Annotated in this window: 18 protein-coding genes and 3 pseudogenes; 16 read left to right on the top strand and 5 right to left on the bottom strand. The window is 38.5% G+C overall.

The window, feature by feature from the left end; all coding sequences use genetic code 11:
• From HMPREF0518_RS05720 to HMPREF0518_RS05700, 5 genes are all read left to right on the top strand, one after another.
• Window positions 1–322, top strand: a 322-nt coding sequence (locus HMPREF0518_RS05720) for a GH36 C-terminal domain-containing protein (RefSeq protein ID WP_003627008.1), incomplete at its 5' end; no start/stop codon positions are given.
• Between the two features lie 62 nt (window positions 323–384).
• The gene (locus HMPREF0518_RS05715) at window positions 385–1,404 is read left to right on the top strand and encodes a PTS sugar transporter subunit IIB (RefSeq protein WP_003627006.1); all 1,020 of its coding nucleotides are present in this window, start codon (window positions 385–387) and stop codon (window positions 1,402–1,404) included.
• Window positions 1,405–1,440: 36 nt separating this feature from the next.
• Window positions 1,441–2,253, top strand: coding sequence for a PTS mannose/fructose/sorbose transporter subunit IIC (locus tag HMPREF0518_RS05710; protein WP_003632508.1), 813 nt, complete (start codon window positions 1,441–1,443; stop codon window positions 2,251–2,253).
• Window positions 2,254–2,281: 28 nt separating this feature from the next.
• Window positions 2,282–3,202 carry a PTS system mannose/fructose/sorbose family transporter subunit IID gene (locus tag HMPREF0518_RS05705; RefSeq protein ID WP_003627003.1) on the top strand — a complete coding sequence of 307 codons (921 nt, stop codon included), beginning with the start codon at window positions 2,282–2,284 and terminating at the stop codon, window positions 3,200–3,202.
• Window positions 3,203–3,205: 3 nt separating this feature from the next.
• A complete protein-coding gene (locus HMPREF0518_RS05700) occupies window positions 3,206–3,574 on the top strand; it encodes a DUF956 family protein (protein WP_003627001.1) in 369 nt (122 codons plus the stop codon).
• Window positions 3,575–3,618: 44 nt separating this feature from the next.
• Here HMPREF0518_RS05700 and HMPREF0518_RS05695 read toward each other — a convergent pair.
• Window positions 3,619–4,439 (bottom strand): annotated as a pseudogene (locus HMPREF0518_RS05695) (LysR family transcriptional regulator).
• A gap of 265 nt (window positions 4,440–4,704) precedes the next feature.
• On the opposite strand from HMPREF0518_RS05695, the gene HMPREF0518_RS10940 reads away from it, so the two are divergent.
• Window positions 4,705–5,115, top strand: coding sequence for a DapH/DapD/GlmU-related protein (locus tag HMPREF0518_RS10940; protein ID WP_272943645.1), 411 nt, complete (start codon window positions 4,705–4,707; stop codon window positions 5,113–5,115).
• Window positions 5,116–5,152: 37 nt separating this feature from the next.
• Here the strand turns inward: HMPREF0518_RS10940 and HMPREF0518_RS05685 are convergent, their stop codons facing one another.
• Window positions 5,153–6,526: an amino acid permease gene (locus HMPREF0518_RS05685; protein ID WP_003626993.1), complete on the bottom strand. Its 1,374-nt coding sequence runs from the start codon at window positions 6,524–6,526 to the stop codon at window positions 5,153–5,155.
• Between the two features lie 313 nt (window positions 6,527–6,839).
• Here HMPREF0518_RS05685 and adhE point away from each other — a divergent pair, with 313 nt between their 5' ends.
• The 3 genes from adhE (at window position 6,840) to HMPREF0518_RS05670 (ending at window position 11,839) form a co-directional block, all read left to right on the top strand.
• On the top strand, window positions 6,840–9,464 hold the full coding sequence (adhE, locus tag HMPREF0518_RS05680; RefSeq protein ID WP_003626990.1) for a bifunctional acetaldehyde-CoA/alcohol dehydrogenase: 2,625 nt from the start codon (window positions 6,840–6,842) through the stop codon (window positions 9,462–9,464).
• 196 nt (window positions 9,465–9,660) lie between these two features.
• Window positions 9,661–11,472, top strand: coding sequence for a glutamine--fructose-6-phosphate transaminase (isomerizing) (glmS, locus tag HMPREF0518_RS05675; RefSeq protein ID WP_003626989.1), 1,812 nt, complete (start codon window positions 9,661–9,663; stop codon window positions 11,470–11,472).
• Between the two features lie 73 nt (window positions 11,473–11,545).
• Window positions 11,546–11,839, top strand: a complete 294-nt coding sequence (locus HMPREF0518_RS05670; RefSeq protein ID WP_003626988.1) for a hypothetical protein — start codon at window positions 11,546–11,548, stop codon at window positions 11,837–11,839.
• A 183-nt stretch (window positions 11,840–12,022) separates the two neighbouring features.
• On the opposite strand, the gene HMPREF0518_RS09770 is transcribed toward HMPREF0518_RS05670, so the two are convergent.
• Window positions 12,023–12,136, bottom strand: coding sequence for a putative holin-like toxin (locus HMPREF0518_RS09770; protein ID WP_023061029.1), 114 nt, complete (start codon window positions 12,134–12,136; stop codon window positions 12,023–12,025).
• Between the two features lie 213 nt (window positions 12,137–12,349).
• Window positions 12,350–12,953, bottom strand: a pseudogene (locus tag HMPREF0518_RS05665) (APC family permease); the annotation flags it as partial.
• A gap of 14 nt (window positions 12,954–12,967) precedes the next feature.
• On the opposite strand from HMPREF0518_RS05665, the gene HMPREF0518_RS05660 reads away from it, so the two are divergent.
• From HMPREF0518_RS05660 to HMPREF0518_RS05635, 7 genes are all read left to right on the top strand, one after another.
• Entirely contained in the window at window positions 12,968–13,306 is a 339-nt protein-coding gene (locus HMPREF0518_RS05660) for a hypothetical protein (RefSeq protein WP_023191634.1), read from the top strand.
• Entirely contained in the window at window positions 13,260–14,144 is an 885-nt protein-coding gene (locus HMPREF0518_RS10765; RefSeq protein ID WP_003626985.1) for a mucin-binding protein, read from the top strand. The genes HMPREF0518_RS05660 and HMPREF0518_RS10765 overlap by 47 nt, the downstream gene beginning before the upstream one ends.
• On the top strand, window positions 14,141–14,377 hold the full coding sequence (locus HMPREF0518_RS10760; protein WP_003626984.1) for an LPXTG cell wall anchor domain-containing protein: 237 nt from the start codon (window positions 14,141–14,143) through the stop codon (window positions 14,375–14,377). Before HMPREF0518_RS10765 ends, HMPREF0518_RS10760 begins: the two co-directional genes overlap by 4 nt.
• A gap of 331 nt (window positions 14,378–14,708) precedes the next feature.
• On the top strand, window positions 14,709–15,893 hold the full coding sequence (locus HMPREF0518_RS05650; RefSeq protein WP_003626983.1) for an acetate/propionate family kinase: 1,185 nt from the start codon (window positions 14,709–14,711) through the stop codon (window positions 15,891–15,893).
• A 103-nt stretch (window positions 15,894–15,996) separates the two neighbouring features.
• Entirely contained in the window at window positions 15,997–16,728 is a 732-nt protein-coding gene (locus HMPREF0518_RS05645) for a carboxymuconolactone decarboxylase family protein (protein WP_003626981.1), read from the top strand.
• 86 nt (window positions 16,729–16,814) lie between these two features.
• Window positions 16,815–17,042 carry a P8 family protein gene (locus HMPREF0518_RS05640; RefSeq protein WP_003626979.1) on the top strand — a complete coding sequence of 76 codons (228 nt, stop codon included), beginning with the start codon at window positions 16,815–16,817 and terminating at the stop codon, window positions 17,040–17,042.
• A 161-nt stretch (window positions 17,043–17,203) separates the two neighbouring features.
• Window positions 17,204–17,617 carry a bis(5'-nucleosyl)-tetraphosphatase gene (locus HMPREF0518_RS05635; RefSeq protein WP_003626977.1) on the top strand — a complete coding sequence of 138 codons (414 nt, stop codon included), beginning with the start codon at window positions 17,204–17,206 and terminating at the stop codon, window positions 17,615–17,617.
• An 83-nt stretch (window positions 17,618–17,700) separates the two neighbouring features.
• Here the strand turns inward: HMPREF0518_RS05635 and HMPREF0518_RS10755 are convergent.
• Window positions 17,701–19,150, bottom strand: a pseudogene (locus HMPREF0518_RS10755) (phosphoenolpyruvate carboxykinase (ATP)).
• Window positions 19,151–19,191 lie beyond the last annotated feature (41 nt).

Genomic DNA, 19,191 nt, shown 5'->3' with positions numbered 1-19,191 from the left:
TGGTAGATATAAAAAATTACGTCATTTAATTCAGTTCGGCGACTTCTATCGTTTGAAATCACCGTTTAACAGTAATCAAGCTGCATGGAATTTTGTCTCTAAAGATAAAAAAGAAGTGCTAGTGATGAACTTTAATATTATGTCGCAAGCTCAGCCGATTTTTACTAAAACAAAATTGTATGGTTTAGATCCCGATCTTGATTATTGCGATGAAAGCACAGGTCAAATTTATGGTGGGGATGAATTAATGGAAGCAGGCTACTACGATTCCGTTATGAAGCGGGATTTTACGTCAGAAGTAAAATACCTTATTGCTTTGTAAAAGAAGTCATTTATCGTATAATAAAAGCGGATTCATTTTTTTGATCTAGAGGAGGAAATTACATGGTAGGAATTGTTTTAGCCAGCCATGGTGGTTTTGCCGATGGTATTGCACAATCTGCGCAAATGCTTTTCGGTGAACAAAAAGATTTTGCCCACGTTATCTTGAAGCCTAGTGAAGGTCCAGACGATATTCGTGGAAAAATGGAAAAAGCAATTGCTTTATTTGAAAACCAAGATGAAGTTCTATTCTTGGTTGACTTGTGGGGTGGTACACCATTTAACCAAGCAAATGGTCTTGCTGAAAAGCATGATAAATGGGCAATTGTAGCTGGTATGAATTTACCAATGGTTGTACAAGCATTAACTGAAAGAATGATGGATGCTAATGCTACTGCACATCACATTGCAACTTCAGTCGTAGAACCCGCAAAAGATGGTATTAAGACTAAGCCATCTGATTTGATGCCTAAGACAGCTGCACCAGCAGCTAAGGCAGACGCAAAGGGCGGCAACGGCGGCAGCGGCAATGGTAAGTCAATCCCAGAGGGGACTGTGATTGGCGATGGCCACATTAAATATGTTTTGGCCAGAATTGACTCACGTTTACTTCACGGTCAGGTTGCTACTGGTTGGATTCCAGCAATGAAGCCAGATCGAGTAATCGTTGTTTCAGATAGTGTTGCTAAGGACGATTTGCGTAAGAGCATGATTCGTGAAGCAGCTCCAGCAGGTGTGAAGGCTCACGTTGTTCCACTTAAGAAGATGGAAGAAATTGATAAGGACCCAAGATTTGGTAATACTCATGCACTTCTTTTGTTTGAAAACCCAGAAGATGTTTTGAGAGCTATCAAGGGTGGTATTGATCTTAAAGAAATCAACGTTGGTTCAATGTCATATAAAGACGGCGACGTTAACGCAAACAACGTATTGTCTATGAACCAAAAAGACGTTGACACTTTCCGCGAACTCGAAAAGATGGGCGTTAAGTTTGATGTTAGAAAGGTTCCTTCAGATCAAGCAGGCAATATGGATGCTATCTTGAAGAAAGCTCAAACCTTACTTAACGAGCAAAAGAAATAATTCGAGCAAAAGAAATAATTAATGAGGAGTAAAGAAATGAACGCTATACAAATGATTTTGGTTGTGTTTGTTGCCTTTCTTGCAGGTATGGAAGGTATCTTGGATGAATGGCAATTCCACCAACCATTAGTTGCATGTACTTTGATCGGTTTAGTAACCGGTCACTTGGACTTAGGTGTTATTTTGGGTGGTCAATTACAAATGATCGCATTAGGTTGGGCAAACATTGGTGCCGCTGTTGCACCAGATGCCGCTTTGGCTTCAGTAGCTTCAGCTATTATTTTGGTTGAAGGTGGTCAAGGAATTAAGGGTATCGGTACTGCTACTGGTATTGCTATTCCTTTGGCTGTTGCTGGTTTGTTCTTAACTATGATTGTACGTACTATTTCAACTGCTATCGTTCACATCATGGATGCTGAAGCTAAAAAGGGTAGTTGGCGTATGATTAACGTATGGCAATGGATTGCTGTATGTTTGCAAGGTTTGAGAATTGCTATCCCAGCTGCACTTCTTCTGGCTATTCCATCAGGTACTGTTAGAGGTTGGCTTGCAATGATGCCACAATGGTTATCAGATGGTATGACCATCGGTGGTGGCATGGTTGTTGCTGTAGGTTATGCAATGGTTATCAACATGATGGCAAGCAAGGAAGTATGGCCATTCTTCGCAATTGGTTTTGCTTTAGCTGCTATCAAGGACTTAACTTTGATCGCCCTTGGTGCTATCGGTCTTTCAATGGCTTTGATGTACTTAGCTCTTGAAGCTAAGGGTGGCAACGGTGGAGGTTCAAACAACTCTGACGATGCTGGTACCGGCGATCCACTCGGCGATATCATTGATGATTATTAAAATGAACGCATAGAGGAGGATTTAAATAATGGCTGATAAGAAAATTAAATTAACCAAGCATGACCGTTTAAACGTTATGTGGCACTCACAATTACTTCAAGGTTCATGGAACTATGAAAGAATGCAGAACGGTGGTTGGGCTTACTCAATGATTCCTGCATTGAGAAAGTTATACCCTAACAAGAAAGATTTGTCTGCCGCTTTACAAAGAAACTTAGTATTCTTTAACACTCACCCATACTTAGCTTCACCAGTTATCGGTGTTACTTTAGCTTTGGAAGAAGATAAAGCTAATGGTACTCCAGTTACTGACGATGCTATTCAAGGTGTTAAGGTTGGTATGATGGGACCTTTGGCCGGTGTTGGTGACCCTGTATTCTGGTACACTGTTCGTCCAATCGTTGGTGCCTTAGGTGCATCAATGGCCATCTCAGGTAACGTAATGGGTCCTATCTTATTCTTCGTTATCTGGAACATCATCAGACTTGTCTTCTTATGGTACACACAAGAATTTGGCTACAAGGCTGGTTCAGCTATCACCAATGACATGTCAGGTGGTATGCTTCAAAAGGTTACCCGTGGTGCTTCAATGATGGGTATGTTCGTTTTGGGCGCCTTGATTGAACGTTGGGTAAACGTCAAGTTTACACCTATTGTTTCAAAGACCCCTGTTCCAAAGAGTGGTTACATCGAATGGGACAAACTTCCTGCCGGTGGTAAAGGTATTCAACAAGCTCTTATTGAATGGAACATGGGTAATGGTAAAGCATTATCAAGCACTAAGGTTACTACCTTGCAAGATAACTTGAACCAATTAATTCCAGGTTTAGCTGGTCTTCTTTTAACCTTCTTATGTATGTGGTTATTGAAGAAGAAAGTTTCTCCAATTTGGATTATCATTGGTATCTTTGTTATCGGTGTTCTCTTCCACGTATGGGGCATTCTTTAATAAATGGCTAAATCAATTAATACAAAAGTCGATCTGACGGTAGATGCTACCTGGTTTAGAGGGATTGCATCATACGGCAAAATTATGATCGGCGATCGAGCTTTTGAATTTTATAATGAACGAAACGTTGAAGACTATGTTCAAATTCCATGGAAGGAAGTAACTTATGTAGTTGCAGATGTCCACTTCAAGGGAAAATATATCCCTCGTTTTGAAATTAGAACAAAGTCTAATGGTAAATTTATTTTTGCAGCACGTGAGCCCAAAGAAGTTTTACGTGCAATGAGAAAATATGTGCCAGCTGATCATATGCGCAAAGCATTGAGTATGTGGCAACAGCTTAAGCAGCGTTTTACTAGTAAGAAAAAATAAAAAAGTATGAAAATAACCTAGTTCGAATTGAACTAGGTTATTTTTTAGTCTTCAGCTATCGAGGCTTGCAGACGATTTAAGAAAAGTTCAGCAACAGCTGAAAGGTTAGTGCTATGTTTCCAAATGACGGTAATCGATTCTGTCATTTTTGGATAAATCGGTCGGAAGGTTAAGTTGGATTCATCCGAAACATCTGCTAATTTATCTAAAGTTAATGAAAGTGCAGCGTGATTTTTAACTAATAAAGTACCGTTGAAACTTAAATTATAGGTTCCAATGATATTGATCTGGTCTTTGTAATTGCCAAACCAGCTATCAAAGTAATGCATGGTCTCTGTCTGTTGTGAATTTAAAACGTTGCGGCCAGCTAAATCAGCAGCAGTAATGTGATCTTTTTTAGCTAGAGGATCATCCTTTGTCATTAACACACCCCAAGTGTCTTTCTCAGGGAGTTGCAAAGAGGCATAGTTGAGTTGCCGATGATCACCGCGAAGTCAACCGTACCAACATTTAATTTCTTTTTGGCAAATTCATAATCACCACTTAGAATATGAACCTTAACTGTAGGATAATCTTGAATAATATTGCTTAAAATATTCATGATTCGTTGCATAGCGATACTTTCACCTGCAGCGATAGTTAAATCACCACTAATGATAGCTGTAGATTGTAAATTGCTCTTAGTTTTAGCAGTTAAGGCTAGAATTTCTTTGGCTTGTTCAAATAAGTATTGTCCCGCAGATGTTAAGGTCAAAGGAAGTGGCCGCCGGTTAAATAATTTAACACCCAGTTCGTCTTCGAGATCAGCAATTTGTCTCGATAAAGCAGGTTGTGAAACCAACAATTTTTGTGCAGCTCGAGTCATATTCAATTCTTGTGCTGTAGCGACAAAATAATTTAATACTCTTAATTCCTTTTTTCTTTTACCATAAAAAATAGTTATCCAATCTGATAATAAATAAGTTTTTTATATTGTTTAGCTTACCTTTTAAACTAAAAATGAGCAAGAAAAGGAAGGCAATAAAATGAATGCGGAAAATCAAGAAATTATGCAGCAAATTATTTCACAGAATCAACGACTTTTACAAAACTTAAATACGCAGCGTCATTGTAGCTGTGAAGTGCGGTAGCTGGTAAGCGAGATTATTGGCGATCCGGTGGCTTATACAATTGAGATTCGATTGCCGTTTTATTCGGATTATGGTCGCAATATTAAATTGGGTGAACGTGTTTTTATCAATGCAAACGTGATGATGGTTGACTTAGGCGGTATTACTATTGAAGATGATGTGTTAATTGGCCCTGGAGCCTACTTAATTTCAGTTAATCATCAGCTTGATCCTCATCATCGAAAAGAATTAGAACTAAAGCCGGTGCTTATTAAAAAGAATGCTTGGATCGGTGCTAAGGCTACCATTTTGCCCGGTGTAACCGTAGGTGAAAATGCTGTTGTAGCTGCAGGTGCCGTGGTTACTAAAGACGTGCCTGCTAATACGGTAGTGGCAGGGATGCCAGATAAAGTTATCAAAAAAATCGACTAAAAAAGACGTGATGCTTGAAACATCACGTCTTATATTTTTAAACAGCTTTTTCATTGCTCCATAATTTAGAAATTAAGTAAAGCACGATGAAGGTAACGATAGCTGCGATCATCGGGATACGATAGCTTGGTAAAATTAAGAGCAAAATAATTAATAAGATGAAGAAAAGTAGGATGAAATAATCAATATAAGGGAAACCAGGCATCTTGAAGTCATTTAATTGATCAGCTGGTGTTTTTCTTCTATATGAAATATGGGTTAAAACCATTAAACACCAAATGATCAGGAACATACTAGTTGCTGTTGAAGAAATAAAGTTAAAGGCTTGATCACCAATAACCAAGGTGATAGCCGGTGCACATCCCATGAGCAAAGCGGACAGAATTAATGCGTTTTGAGGCAATTTTCTTCTAGATAAGTGACCGAAAGCCTTATTCCATTTACCTTTGCCGTCGTAAGTAACAGAGAGCAGAAGTCGACCAGCACTGTATAAAAAGCTGTTAGTGGAAGAGACTGCTGCCGAAATTACTACGAAGTTAATGATTGAACTAGCATCGGGAATACCGGTTGCACCTAAAGCTTGAACAAAAGGACTAGAATTAGTAGAAACCTTTGGCCAAGGAATTACTAATAAAATTCCTAAAATTGCCATGACATAGAATAGGATAATTCTAATTGGCAATTGATTGATTGCTCGTTTTAATGTAGTTTCTGGATTTTGAACTTCTGCCGCTGTTAATCCGATCAATTCCACCCCAATGAAACTGAAGATTACCATTTGGAATCCTTGTAAAAATCCGTGTGGACCACGGGCGAAGAATCCGCCATGATCATCTAAATTAGCAAAAGCTACAGGTCCGAAACTGGTTTTGGCACCTGTAATTAATAGATACAAAATTAATAAAACAAAAGCAACAATTGTAATGGTTTTGATAATAGCAAAACTAAATTCCAAATTACCAAAAACACGTGCCGAGATTAAATTGATGATTAATAAGGCAACGATGGTAATTATGCCAGGTATCCAAGGCTTTAAAGTAGGGAACCAGTATTTGAAATAGATTCCTAAGGCAGTAGTTTCTGCCATTCCCAAAGTAATCCAACTAAGCCAGTACAGATAGCCGGTAATAAAACCAATATTTTTTCCAAGGTACTGTTCAATAAAGTCAATGTAAGTGTGCTTGTTGAGGTCGGACATAATCAATTCGCCCAATGCACGCATGAGCAGGAATAGAAAGATACCGACGATGATATAGATCAAGATAACGCTAGGCCCGGCCCTATGAATACTGTCACCGACACCTAGAAAAAGACCAGTTCCGATTGTTCCTCCTAAAGCAATTAATTGAATGTGAGCATTGCTTAGGGTTCTCTTATATCCAGAACTAGTCTCTGATTTTTTCTCACTCATATATTTTCTCCCATATTCTCAATTTTATCACATGTACTTAATATTTTATCATTTTTGCAATGGAGTACCAGTGATTATAGGAAAGTTTTAAAAAATTAAGAAAAATAATGCAAATTAATATGTTTGTCAATTCACAAACTGGCAAAATAGCAACCGTTTTCATTAGTTGAATAGTAAATTTTAGGGTGATTTTTTTACGCTTGTTCACTAGTGAATCACCAAAATTAGGGCGTTTACTTTTAATTTTATTGTGCTATAGTTGATATTGTAAATTAGTTCACAAGAATTAGTAGATCTTAGAGGTAATAAAATAATGGCTAAGACACAACCAAAAGAGACTCAAACAGAGGAAGAGAAGAAAAAGCAAATTTACGACATGGTTGATAATTTAGTAAAAAGATCACATGTCGCTTTAGATGAAATGGCTAACTTCACACAAGAACAAGTTGATAAGATCTGTGAAGCAGTTGCTACTGCAGGTGAACAAAATGCTTACCCACTAGCTAAGATGGCTGTTGAAGAAACTAAGCGTGGTGTGGTAGAAGACAAGACTACCAAGAATATGTACGCTAGTGAAAATATTTGGAACAGTTTGCGTCACGAAAAAACTGTTGGTGTAATTGAAGAAGATAAAGAATTAGGTTTAACCAAGATTGCTGAACCTAAGGGTGTTATCGCTGGTGTTACTCCAGTAACAAACCCAACTTCAACTGTTATCTTCAAAGCTATGCTTGCTTTAAAGACTAGAAACACTATTATTTTCGGCTTCCACCCACAAGCTCAAAAGTGTTGTGTAGAAACTGGTAAAATTATCCAAGCTGCTGCTGTAGCTGCTGGTGCTCCAAGAGATGCCATTCAATGGATTGAAGAACCAAGTTTGGATGCTACTACTGATTTGATGAATAACCCAGGCGTTCAAACTATCTTGGCTACTGGTGGTCCTGGTATGGTTAAAGCCGCATATTCATCAGGTAAGCCAGCTATCGGTGTTGGTCCTGGTAATGGTCCTTCATATATTGAAAAGACTGCTAATATTGACCGTGCGGTTTATGACATTGTTTTGTCAAAGAACTTCGATAATGGTATGGTTTGTGCTTCTGAAAACTCAGTTGTTGTAGATGATGAAATTTACGACCAAGTTAAGGAAGAATTCAAGAAGTGGAGCTGCTACTTCTTGAACAAAGAAGAAATTAAGAAGTTTGAAGAACGCTTCATCGATCCAAGACGTGGTACTGTTGCAGGTCCTGTAGCTGGTAAGTCAGCTTATGAAATTGCTAAGCTCTGCGGCGTTGATGTACCAAAGGAGACCAAGGTTATTGTTGCTGAATACAAGGGCGTTGGTAGAAAATTCCCACTTTCAGCTGAAAAGCTTTCACCAGTCTTCACTTTATACCGTGCTAAGGATCATGATGATGCCTTCAGAATTTGTTCAGAATTGCTTGATTACGGTGGCCGTGGTCACACTGCTGGCCTTCACTCAAGTGATCAAAAGGTAATCAAAGAATTCTCAATGAAGATGGATGCATGTCGTATCTTGGTTAACTCACCAGCTGCTCTTGGTGGTATCGGTGATCTTTATAACAACATGCTCCCATCACTTACTTTGGGTACTGGTTCATATGGTGCTAACACCTTCTCACACAACATTGGTGCTCGCGACTTGCTTAACATTAAAACTGTTGCTAAGCGCCGCGACAATATGCAATGGGTAAAGGTACCATCAAAGACCTACTTCGAACATAACGCTGCTAACTACTTGCGTCACATGCCAAATGTTAACCGTTTCTTCATCGTTACTGACGAAGGCGTAGCTGACCAAGGCTTTGCTGACGAAATTACTGACATTATTTCTAAGCGTCGTGGTCAAAAAGAATACGAAGTCTTCAAGGCTGTAACGCTTGATCCAAGCACCGACGTTATTAAAGATGGTGTTCACAGAATGAACATCTTCAAGCCAGATGTTGTTATTGCCATCGGTGGTGGTTCAGTAATGGACGCTGCTAAGGTAATGCGTTTATTCTACGAAAATCCAGAAATGAAGTTTGAGGAAGCTTACCAAAAGTTTTTGGACATCAGAAAAAGAGTAGTTCGTTTCCCAAAGATTAACGGCGTTCAACTTGTATGTATTCCAACTACTTCAGGTACTGGTTCAGAAGTTTCACCAATTGCCGTCATTAGCGATGCTAAGACTGGCATTAAGCACACTCTTTGTGACTATGCTTTGACTCCAGATGTTTCAATTGTCGATGACCAATTCGTACAAGATTTGCCCAAACGCTTGATTGCTTGGTCAGGCTTTGAAGCTTTAGGTCACGCAATCGAAAGCCATGTTTCAACTATGGCTACTGACTTTACTCGGGGCTGGTCACTTGAAGCTATTAAGATCATCTTCGCTAACTTGAAGAAGTCATACGATGGCGATCTTGATGCTCGCAAGAAGATGCATGATGCAGCTACTATTGCTGGTATGGCATATTCAAACGCATTCCTTGGTTTGGAACATTCAATTGCCCATACCGTTGGTTCAACCTTTGATATTCCAAGTGGTGTTAGCGATGCTATTGCTTTGCCACAAGTTATCTGCTTCAATGCTAAGCGCCCAGAAAAACTTGCTATGTGGCCTAATTACTCAGTTTACCGTGCTGACAAGGACTACGCAGAAATTGCTAGAGCTATCGGTTTGACTGGCTCAAGTGATGCTGAATTGATTGAAGAATTAGTTCAAAAGATTATCGACTTGGCTCAATCAGTTGGTATCAAGATGGCCTACAAGGATTACGGTGTTGATGAAAATGAATTTAACAAGAAGGTTGACCAATTAGCTGTTGAAGCTTACGGTGACCAAAACACTGTAACTAATCCAGTTGCTCCATTAATTAGTCAAATTGCTCAATTGATGAGAGACAGCTTTGAAGGTAAAGATATTAAGACTAAGTAATTAGATTTTAAATATTTAAAACAGCGATCAGTATATTAAAACTGACCGCTGTTTTTTTTGCTTTAAAATCGATTATACCAATTTCGATAATAATCACTTGACCGCTTTGGTAAAAAATAATATTATTTTTACTGTAACAATGAAATCAAACTAGTCCACTGACAAAAAAGTGAACTAGACCAAAGGAGAAAAATTTATGTGTGGAATTGTTGGGGTTGTTGGTAAACCAGCAAGAGAAATTATTTTAAGCGGATTAACTAATTTGGAATACCGTGGCTATGATTCAGCTGGTATTTACTTGAATGATTTGAATGGGAACGAATATTTGACTAAGGCCGTTGGTCGTATTTTAAACTTAAAAGAGAAGTTGACTCCAGACGAACAAGGTTTGGTAGGTATTGGTCATACTCGTTGGGCTACTCATGGTAAGCCAACTGTTGACAATGCTCACCCTCATTTTGATGAAACTAAGCGTTTCTACTTAGTTCACAACGGTGTGATTGAAAACTTCGCTGAATTGAAGGAAAAGTACTTGCAAGGCGTACACTTCCATTCAGATACTGATACTGAAGTAGTTGTTCAATTAATCGGCAAGATTGCTCGTGATAAGAACTTGGACGGCTTTTCAGCATTTAAGGAAGCTTTGAAGCTTGTTAAGGGTTCATACGCATTCTTGCTTGTAGATAATACTGAACCAGATCATGTTTTCATCGCTAAGAACAAGTCACCAATGATGCTTGGTATCGGCGACGGCTTTAACATCATTGCTTCAGATGCTATTTCTGTAATGGACCAAACCAAGACTTTCGTTGACTTACACGATGGGGATGTTGGTGACATTACTAAGGATTCTTACACCATTGAAACTGTTGATGGTAAAAAGGTTGATCGTGAACCTCACGTCTTGAACATTGATCCAAACGCAGCTTCAAAGGGTGCTTACGAATTCTACATGCTTAAGGAAATCGATGAACAACCTGGCGTAATGCGTCACATGTCACAAAACTACCTTGATGACAATGGTGAACCAAAGGTTGATCAAGATATTCTTGATGCTATTTCTAAGGCTGATCGCTTATACATATTTGCCGCTGGTACTAGTTACCACGCAGGTTTAGTTGGTAAGACTATTTTTGAACACTACACTGGCATCCCAACTGAAGTTGGTTTGGCTTCAGAAGTTGGTTACCACTTCCCAATGATGAGCAAGCACCCATTCTTCATCTTCTTGACTCAATCAGGTGAAACTGCTGACTCACGTGTTGTATTGAAGGAAGTTAATAAGCGTAGCATTCCAAGCTTAACTATGACTAATGTAGAAGGTTCAACTCTTTCTCGTGAAGCTACCTATACTATGCTTTTAGGTGCAGGTCCTGAAATTGCCGTTGCTTCAACTAAGGCTTATACCGCTCAAATTGCTTTGCAAGCTGTTCTTGCTAAGGCTCTTGGTGAAAAATTAGGCAAGCAAGAAGCTAAGGATTGGAACTTGCGTCAAGATTTGGCAATGGCTGCAGAAGGTATCCAACAAATCGTTGATGGTAAGGAAAAGCTCAAGAAGCTTGCAGACGACTACTTGATTAAATCAAGAAATGCATTCTACATTGGCCGTGGCATTGATTACGCTGTTGCTCTTGAAGCTGCACTTAAGTTGAAGGAAGTTTCATACATTCAAACTGAAGGCTTTGCTGCAGCAGAACTTAAGCACGGTACTATTTCATTGATTGAAAAGGGCACTCCAGTAGTTGCTTTGATTAATGATCCTGTAACAGCTGATCTTACTCGCGGTAATATTCAAGAAGTTGTTTCTCGTGGTGCTAGCGTAATTACTATTGTTGGTAAGGACTTTGCTCGCGAAGGCGATGACATTGTTTTGCCAGAAATTAATTACTACATGTCAGCACTTTTGACGGTTGTACCTGCTCAACTTCTTGCTTACTATGCTTCTAAGGATAAGGGCTTGGATGTTGATAAGCCACGTAACTTAGCTAAGAGTGTTACTGTTGAATAATTAATATGTGAATAAAACTAAGAATAGCGATGGTGAATGTGCCATCGCTATTTTTTGGTGAGGTGATAGAAGTATGAAACTGACTGATGAAGAGTTAGATGAACGTTTTGTGACAGAAATCTCAATGATTATTGAACGTGAAATTGCTAAAGAAAAGAAAATTTCTTTAGCAAAGGCTAAAGAAGATTTTGAATCTTCAAAGACTTATTCATATTTGTGTTCAGATGATCCATTTATTGAAGAAGGTCCTGAGTACTTCTTGGATCTATATCGTAATGAACTAAAATATGGCAAAATGATTTCTTCGGATACTCTGTATTTCAAGCAAAAATATCCTGAGGAATATCAAGAAGCCGGTATAAAGTAAGCCATAACAAAAGAAATTCATTGGGATATTTTTGTATGAGCTTAAAAAACTTGCTATAATAGTAATGAAAAAGAGGTCAGCAAATGAGCCAACCTCTTAATGTAGAATTGCATCCACGGGTGCTATCCAATATAAATTTTTAGTTCATATCAAATAACTGCCAGCTTTGCAGAGCTAAAGCAGTTATTTTTTGTTTTGTTGATTAAAGAACTTAATCAACAAAACAACTAATGAGATTAGTATAACGACAAATGAGCCGAAATCTAGCATTAGCTGTAACGCATCTGATACAGACACGAGGGCTTCTCCTTTCTTTTAAGATAGGAATACGAGTTAAAAAATACGCATAAGTACCATCTCCTTGAGGGATAGCCACCGCTTCAGCTTTTCTACGGATAAAATTATACTAAATCCAAATATATGTTCACAAGTGAACAAGACAAATTTATTGCAAATGTTGAAAAGCATAAAACAAAAGGAATCGGATTTTTTTCCGATTCCTTTTTGCATCTAAATCTTTGCTAAATATTGCTGGTGCTTTTGTTCTGCTTTTTCGTCTTTTTCAATGAAGAAGTAGGCAACAGCAGCCAAAACACCGACAACGACACCAACTAAAATGGTCTTCTAAGTGAAGTTGGTGACCATGTAGCAAGAAATCATCAAAGCTAAAATTGGAATGGTATAGCCACCAGGAAGCTTGAATCCATGGTTAGGGAATTCATTCGTGTGCTTGAATTAAGATAGAAGGGACATATTGAACAAAGGAAACAAGGACGATGCAGGATACCAAGAAGAGGTATGACTAGGTGATTAAAATTGCACTGATGACAGCACTGAATAAAATTGCGACCCAAGCAGCATCGTGCTTGTTCTTTTTACCAATCCAACTAGGAAGCATAGAGTGCTCAGTAGCTAAAGATGCAATTAACGCTGGCGTGTTAAATGAACTAGCGAAGGCGACGCCAAAGATACTGATCAGCATCCCTGCGATTACCAAAACGTAGCCCCATTCACCGACAGCTTTTTGGAAGGTAACAGCAATTGGTGTACTGTAGTTGCCCATTTTTACACCTAAAATGCCGATTGCTACTAAAAGCATCAAGGAATAAAGAAGCTGACAATCAAACCTTGCCAACTAGCTACACATTTAAGGCTAGTGATAATGAACCAGTTGTAGTTCACCTGGTTCACATTAAGAAGACAATTGAACACACTAATCCAGTTCTAGCAGCTGATAAGACTCCAACTGATAAGCCAATTGATGGTGCACATGAGGATGATTTGAATAAGACCATTACTCGTACTATTAATGTGACTGATCCAGAAGGTACAACTAAGAAAACTGATCAAACAGCTACTGTACCAGCAATTGCAGGTTACACACCAACAATTTCCAGTGTTGCTACAAAACCTGTAACTGTTGGTACTGATCCAGAAATTATTAAACATTACTTACACACCAAATAAGCAAACTACCAACATTGTCTACAAGGACAAGGATGGCCAGACCATTAAGACTGACAAGGTTGACGGTAAGACTGATGAAACTATTCCTGTTGATCCAACTAAGGATGTTCCAGCAGGTTGGAAGATTATTCCAGATCAGAAGATTCCAGAAACTGTCAAGGTAACTCAAGATGGTGTTCCAACTGTTGTAGTTAAGATTGAACATAAGACCATTACAGTAACACCAGAAACTCCTGAAGGGGACATTCCAACAGGCAAGGTTCCAGGTGATCCAAGCAAGACTTATCCAGCAATGGAAAGCATCACCAAGACTCCAACTCGTACAATCACAGTTATCAAGCCAGATGGCAGCAAGCTAGAAATTAAACAAAAAGTTGAATTTACTAGAACTGCTACCTTCGATGAAGTAACTGGCGCAGTAACTTACAGCGATTGGAAGTTTGCTAAGTCCACCGCTAAAGGTGGCAAGTCACAATGGGATGCTTACACTCCACAAGCAATTTCAGGCTACACAATGCACATTGAACAAAAAGTAGGCGACAAGACTACTACAATTAGTTCAATTGCTGCTGCTGACGTAACTGAAGCTACTGGCAACGTCACTATCACGGTTACCTATGTTCCTATTACTCCAAGTGGCGAAGGCGGCGGAGATGATATCATCCCAGGTAAGCCAAGCAAGCCAGACGATCATAAACCAGGAGTTCCTGATAAGACACCAGATAAGCCTATAATTGAGACGAAATCGGTACCACTCCTAAGGATCAAGATCTTGAATCTGGTCCAGCCGCAATTAAAGGCTACAAGGAAACTAACGCACCTTTGCATGAAGATATGAATAATGCTGCTCCAGTTAGAGGCAATAATTCAATTTCTCCCAAGGGCGCTGATACCTACGCTGAAACCAATGTTCCAACTAAGGATGCTTCAGTTGAATCTGAAGAAAAGGGCGGCAAGCATGAATTGCCACAAACTGGTGAAAAAGAAAATACCGCTGGTATCTTCGGCATTCTTGCAATGGTTTTAGGCTTCTTTGGTTTAGCCGATCGCAAAAAGAAAAAGGATGAATAATCATCCCCTTGAATAAAACAAGACTCTAACGCAAAACTGCGTTGGAGTTTTTGTTTGCCCCTAAAATTTTGTTATAAATTGAACAAAGTGGAATGTAATTTTTATATTTTTCAAAAAATTAACACAATATTGATATTTATCAAAATATAATTTTCATTGTTGTATATCTTGGATAACATATTCTAAATAATACCTATATAGCAATAAGTTTCATTAATTACTCTACCTAGTTAATTTTGAAAAATAATTTGACTGGCTATTCTAATAAGCTATACTATTAAGTGAAAATTCACTTGTGAAAAATATAACTATTATTTAGGGGATGTAGTTAATGAAAAAAGTTTTGGCGGTCAATTCGGGGAGTTCGTCATTCAAGTTTAAATTATTTTCATTGCCTGACGAGAAGGTAGTAGCACGGGGGATGGCCGATCGTGTCGGTTTAGCTGAATCTACTTTTACTATTGTGTTAGCTAATGGAGAGTCTCATCAAAAGCAAATTGCTATTCCAGATCAAGAAGCTGCAGTCAATTTGCTGATTAATGCTTTGAAGAAGTATCATGCTGTTGAAAAATTGCATGAGATTGTTGGAGTAGGACACCGTGTAGTAAATGGTGGCGAGTATTTCAAAGATTCAGCTGTCATTAACAAAGATAATTTGCAAAAAATTTGGGATTTGGCAGGTTTTGCACCTTTGCATAATCCTGCCGAGGCCAAGGGAATTGAGGCCTTCATGCATGTTTTGCCAGATGTGCCACAAGTAGCCGTGTTTGATACTTCTTTTCACCAAACACTTGATCCTGTGCGCTACTTGTATTCCATTCCTTATGATTATTATAAAAAGTATGGTGCTCGTAAATATGGTGCTCACGGGACCTCTGTTCACTATGTAACCTTGGAAGCTGCCAAAATGATGCAGCGCGATGTGAAAGATTTAAAGCTGATTATTTGTCATTTGGGTTCTGGTTCTTCGATTACTGCTATTAAGAATGGCAAGTCTTACGACACCTCAATGGGCTTTAGTCCCTTATCTGGCGTAACTATGGGTACTCGTTCAGGAGATATCGATCCATCTCTTGTACAGCATTTGATGCATGAAACTGGAGCATCAATTGATGAGATGATCGATATTTTGAATAAAAAGTCTGGCTTAATTGGCTTATCTGGGATTTCCTCAGATATGCGAGACCTGAAGTACAATGATGATCCGCGAGCTGTTTTGGCACGCAAGATTTTTATTAATCGTATTGTGCGCTACATTGGTTCTTATCTTGCTGAAATGGGCGGCGCTGACGGAATTGTCTTAACTGCAGGCGTTGGTGAAGGCGATGTAGAGGTGCGCAAACAGATTATGGATGCCTTTAAGTACATGGGTGTAAAACCTGACTATGAAGCTAATAAGAGCAATGGCCAGAAGTTTATCACCAAGCCCGATTCTAAGATTCAAGTGATGATCATTCCAACTAATGAAGAGTTGATGATTGCTCGTGATGTTGTCCGTTTAACTAAGTGCTGCTAATAAGCAGAAGTTATTCCGCAGAATAAAAAATAGATATTTTTCTTTAAGTCTGAAACGTACTTAAAATAAGTAGTGAAGAGATCGTTTTAGAAAGGAAAATATCATGTCAATTAAAGATGATGCACAAAGAATTCATGCTAACTTATTAGAAAAAACGGATCCAGAAGCTGTAGAGAGAATTAATCACTTTGCTTTTGATGAAGTACAAGCAGATGTTGATTTGCCTGATAGAGCTAAGATGTTGTCGATGCTGGCATATTTGCTGGGGATGCAAGGCGTAGATGAACATAAGGTAATGCTTCCTGTAGCTCTTGATAATGGGGTTAGTCCAGTCGAGGCTAAAGAAGTTTTGTATCAAGCAGTTGATTATTTAGGATTAGGTCGCGTTTTTCCATTTTTTAAAGCAACTAACGATATCTTAACTGCCAGAGGAGTAGATTTACCTTTAGCATCACAAGCAACTACAACCATGGAGAATCGCCTAGAAAAAGGCGAAGAGACCCAGATTCGCTTGTTTGGTCCACAAATGAAAGATTTTGCTAAGAAGGGCACCATCAATAAGTGTCTCGTAGATAATTGCTTTGGTGATTACTACACCAGAAAAGGTTTAGATGATCGTGACCGTGAAATGGTTACATTTTGTTACATTGCCGCACAAGGTGGCTGTGAACCACAATTATTAGCTCATGCACAAATTAATATTAAGTTAGGCAATGACAAAGAATTCTTGATGAAGATTATTGAACAAAACGTGCCATTTATTGGTCATCCTCGTTCACTTAATGCAGTAACTGTGGTTAACCAAGCCGATGAAGCAGTTAATGGTAAAGATTAGAGAATTAATAAATTAAGCCCTTTCATTTAACAGCTAAGACTAATAGAACTAGAATAAAAGATGTAGATGAAAGGAAGCTTATAATTATGGCAGATGCAAAAGAAATTGAACAAACAGCAATGATTGATCGTGAAATGGACCAAGTATTTGATTGGGCAAAGGACAATCATGAACCTATTCGTGATGCTATTTGGAACCACGAAATGGAAGCTAATGATCATGACACCATGAAGACTGAAGCAGCTTGTGAATGGATGCTTAAAGCCGATGATGATAAGGTCAAGGAATACTGCGAAAAGAACTTAAAGAAATAACCTAAAATATTCTATAAAAACTTTACAATTTCGTCTGCACATAAGGCTGACTAGATATTTACTTGATCTGGTCAGTTTTTTTATTGCTTGACTTTTATTAATAAATATTTAATAATAAATATTTAATAAGTATTTCAATTACAAAGGTTGGGTGACAAAAAATGATTATGGAACATTCTGCAGGTGCAGTTATTTATAAAAAACGTGCTGATGGACAATTAGAATATTTGATTGTTCAGAGTGTAATTAACCATAATTGGGGCTTTCCTAAAGGACATTTAGAGGCAAGTGAAGATGCACAAGAAGCTGCTAAACGTGAAGTTTTTGAGGAAGTTGGCTTAAAGCCAAAATTTGATTTTAACTTTGTACGTAAAACCCATTATGCATTAACAGATACTAAATTTAAGACGGTTACGTTCTTTTTAGCAAAGTATGTTCCAGGTCAGGAGGTAGTTGCTCAGAAGGAAGAAATTCTTGCTGACAAGTGGGTAACTTTTGATGCAGCTAAAGAATATCTTACTGAGTATGGTAAGATGGGCGTTTTAACGGCGGCTAGAGATTATATTGAAAAGTAAAACCAAAAAGACGAGAGCTGATCTAAACTCTCGTCTTTTTGTCATTAAGAAATTATATTCAATTATATGAAGTAAATATCTTATTAACTCAATTCTTTAATAATAGCTTCCAAGGTCTTCTTAGCTTCATCTTGAATTGGAGTTTCAGGATGTTCTTCATCGTACTTGTTGAGCCAGTTCAAACGATCTTGCATTCTGTCTTTCAAGGTCTTTTGATATTCTGGGTCATCAAGGTGAACTTCATAATCATCAATTGGTAAGTAGCTGACACCCTTGAAGTTACCGAATGGTTTGAAGTCGCTGTCTTGAATGTTGCCGTTAGCCAAGTCTTCGATTAACTTCTTAGTAACTTCCTTTGGAATATCCTTGCCCATGAATGCGTCAGTGTTCAAGCTGTAGCAAGATGCACCACGTTTAGTGAACAATTCCTTGAAGTCAGTGTAATCGCCTGATACAGGGTAAGCACGGAATGGGTCTGCGAATGGTTCGATAACCAAGGTGTTCATGTCGAAGCCCTTAGGCAAGTTTTCAGCACTAGTTCTCTTAGTTGCTAAAGTACAACCCATAGTAGTTGCTAATACTGGATCATCAATCTTAATAATTGGTGGCAATGAACCATCCTTCATGATTCAGAACAAAGCAGTAATTGGTGACTTTTCAAAGTCTACACGGTGAGGACTAGTGTAACGGGTCTTGATAACACGACCGTTGTTGTTACGTAAGTCTTCAGTAACAATAACTTTCTTGCCATTTGAGTCTAACGTTACGTCACAGTTCATAATAGTGGTGTAGTATTTAGTCTCATGATGACCTGCTGGGTAGTCGTGGGTCTTGTCGAAGTATGAAGGTTCAAGTGCTACAGATGAACCATCTTCACGTGAAATGATGAATGCATCGTCGTGAAGGACAGTGATGTCGTATTTGCCATCGTACATTTCGTGAGTCAAAGTTGACTTACCAGAACCTGACAAGCCGTAGAATGCGAAGGTTAAAGTACCCTTCTTAAGTTCACCGAAGTAGAAGTAAATATCAGGTTCATCATAGAACTTAGATTTTGCATACATCTTTTCAGCTTCATCGTCGAAGAAGTGGAAGTTCAAAATGTATGAAAGCAAGTTGAAGGCTTGATCTTCTGGCATCATGATGTGGGCCTTAACAGTGAATGATGGGTCAAGACCTACCAAAACAGTAGCCTTTAAATACTTTTGTTCATGGCCCTTGTAGATATCTTCACGCAAGTTACCGTTTAATGCTTCAGCATCTTCGTTAGGATTATCAACGAAGTGACGTGCACTAGCAGTTCTACCTAAGATCTTACCGTGGTTGTAAACCTAATTCCTTAATGTGTAAAATTGGCAAATCAGTAACAATAACGCCTGATTGCTTCTTAACTAGATTATAAGCTTCAGAAACACTAGTTACTTCGTGTACGTTGTTGCCATAAAATGCACTCTCAATAGTTGCACGAGTGCGGCTAAACATTGGATTTGCTTTTCTAAGTTCGTCTTGAGAATAACGTTCTTTTGTACTCATATTAAGTTTTTGTTCTCTCTAGGGAGCTATTAATTAAAGCG

This window comes from Lactobacillus helveticus DSM 20075 = CGMCC 1.1877 (assembly GCF_000160855.1).
In the GTDB taxonomy this organism is placed as follows: domain Bacteria; phylum Bacillota; class Bacilli; order Lactobacillales; family Lactobacillaceae; genus Lactobacillus; species Lactobacillus helveticus.
Note: the sequence above shows the minus strand (reverse complement) of the source record. Positions and strands in the feature narration are given on the sequence as shown.

What these genes read in the sequence shown, in the direction of transcription:
- HMPREF0518_RS05715 (WP_003627006.1), top strand. Translation starts at nt 385, where the DNA reads ATGGTAGGAATTGTTTTAGCCAGCCATGGTGGTTTTGCCGATGGTATT.
- HMPREF0518_RS05710 (WP_003632508.1), top strand. Translation starts at nt 1,441, where the DNA reads ATGAACGCTATACAAATGATTTTGGTTGTGTTTGTTGCCTTTCTTGCA.
- HMPREF0518_RS05705 (WP_003627003.1), top strand. Translation starts at nt 2,282, where the DNA reads ATGGCTGATAAGAAAATTAAATTAACCAAGCATGACCGTTTAAACGTT.
- HMPREF0518_RS05700 (WP_003627001.1), top strand. Translation starts at nt 3,206, where the DNA reads ATGGCTAAATCAATTAATACAAAAGTCGATCTGACGGTAGATGCTACC.
- HMPREF0518_RS05685 (WP_003626993.1), bottom strand. Translation starts at nt 6,526, where the DNA reads ATGAGTGAGAAAAAATCAGAGACTAGTTCTGGATATAAGAGAACCCTA.
- adhE (WP_003626990.1), top strand. Translation starts at nt 6,840, where the DNA reads ATGGCTAAGACACAACCAAAAGAGACTCAAACAGAGGAAGAGAAGAAA.
- glmS (WP_003626989.1), top strand. Translation starts at nt 9,661, where the DNA reads ATGTGTGGAATTGTTGGGGTTGTTGGTAAACCAGCAAGAGAAATTATT.
- HMPREF0518_RS05670 (WP_003626988.1), top strand. Translation starts at nt 11,546, where the DNA reads ATGAAACTGACTGATGAAGAGTTAGATGAACGTTTTGTGACAGAAATC.
- HMPREF0518_RS10760 (WP_003626984.1), top strand. Translation starts at nt 14,141, where the DNA reads ATGAATAATGCTGCTCCAGTTAGAGGCAATAATTCAATTTCTCCCAAG.
- HMPREF0518_RS05650 (WP_003626983.1), top strand. Translation starts at nt 14,709, where the DNA reads ATGAAAAAAGTTTTGGCGGTCAATTCGGGGAGTTCGTCATTCAAGTTT.
- HMPREF0518_RS05645 (WP_003626981.1), top strand. Translation starts at nt 15,997, where the DNA reads ATGTCAATTAAAGATGATGCACAAAGAATTCATGCTAACTTATTAGAA.
- HMPREF0518_RS05640 (WP_003626979.1), top strand. Translation starts at nt 16,815, where the DNA reads ATGGCAGATGCAAAAGAAATTGAACAAACAGCAATGATTGATCGTGAA.
- HMPREF0518_RS05635 (WP_003626977.1), top strand. Translation starts at nt 17,204, where the DNA reads ATGATTATGGAACATTCTGCAGGTGCAGTTATTTATAAAAAACGTGCT.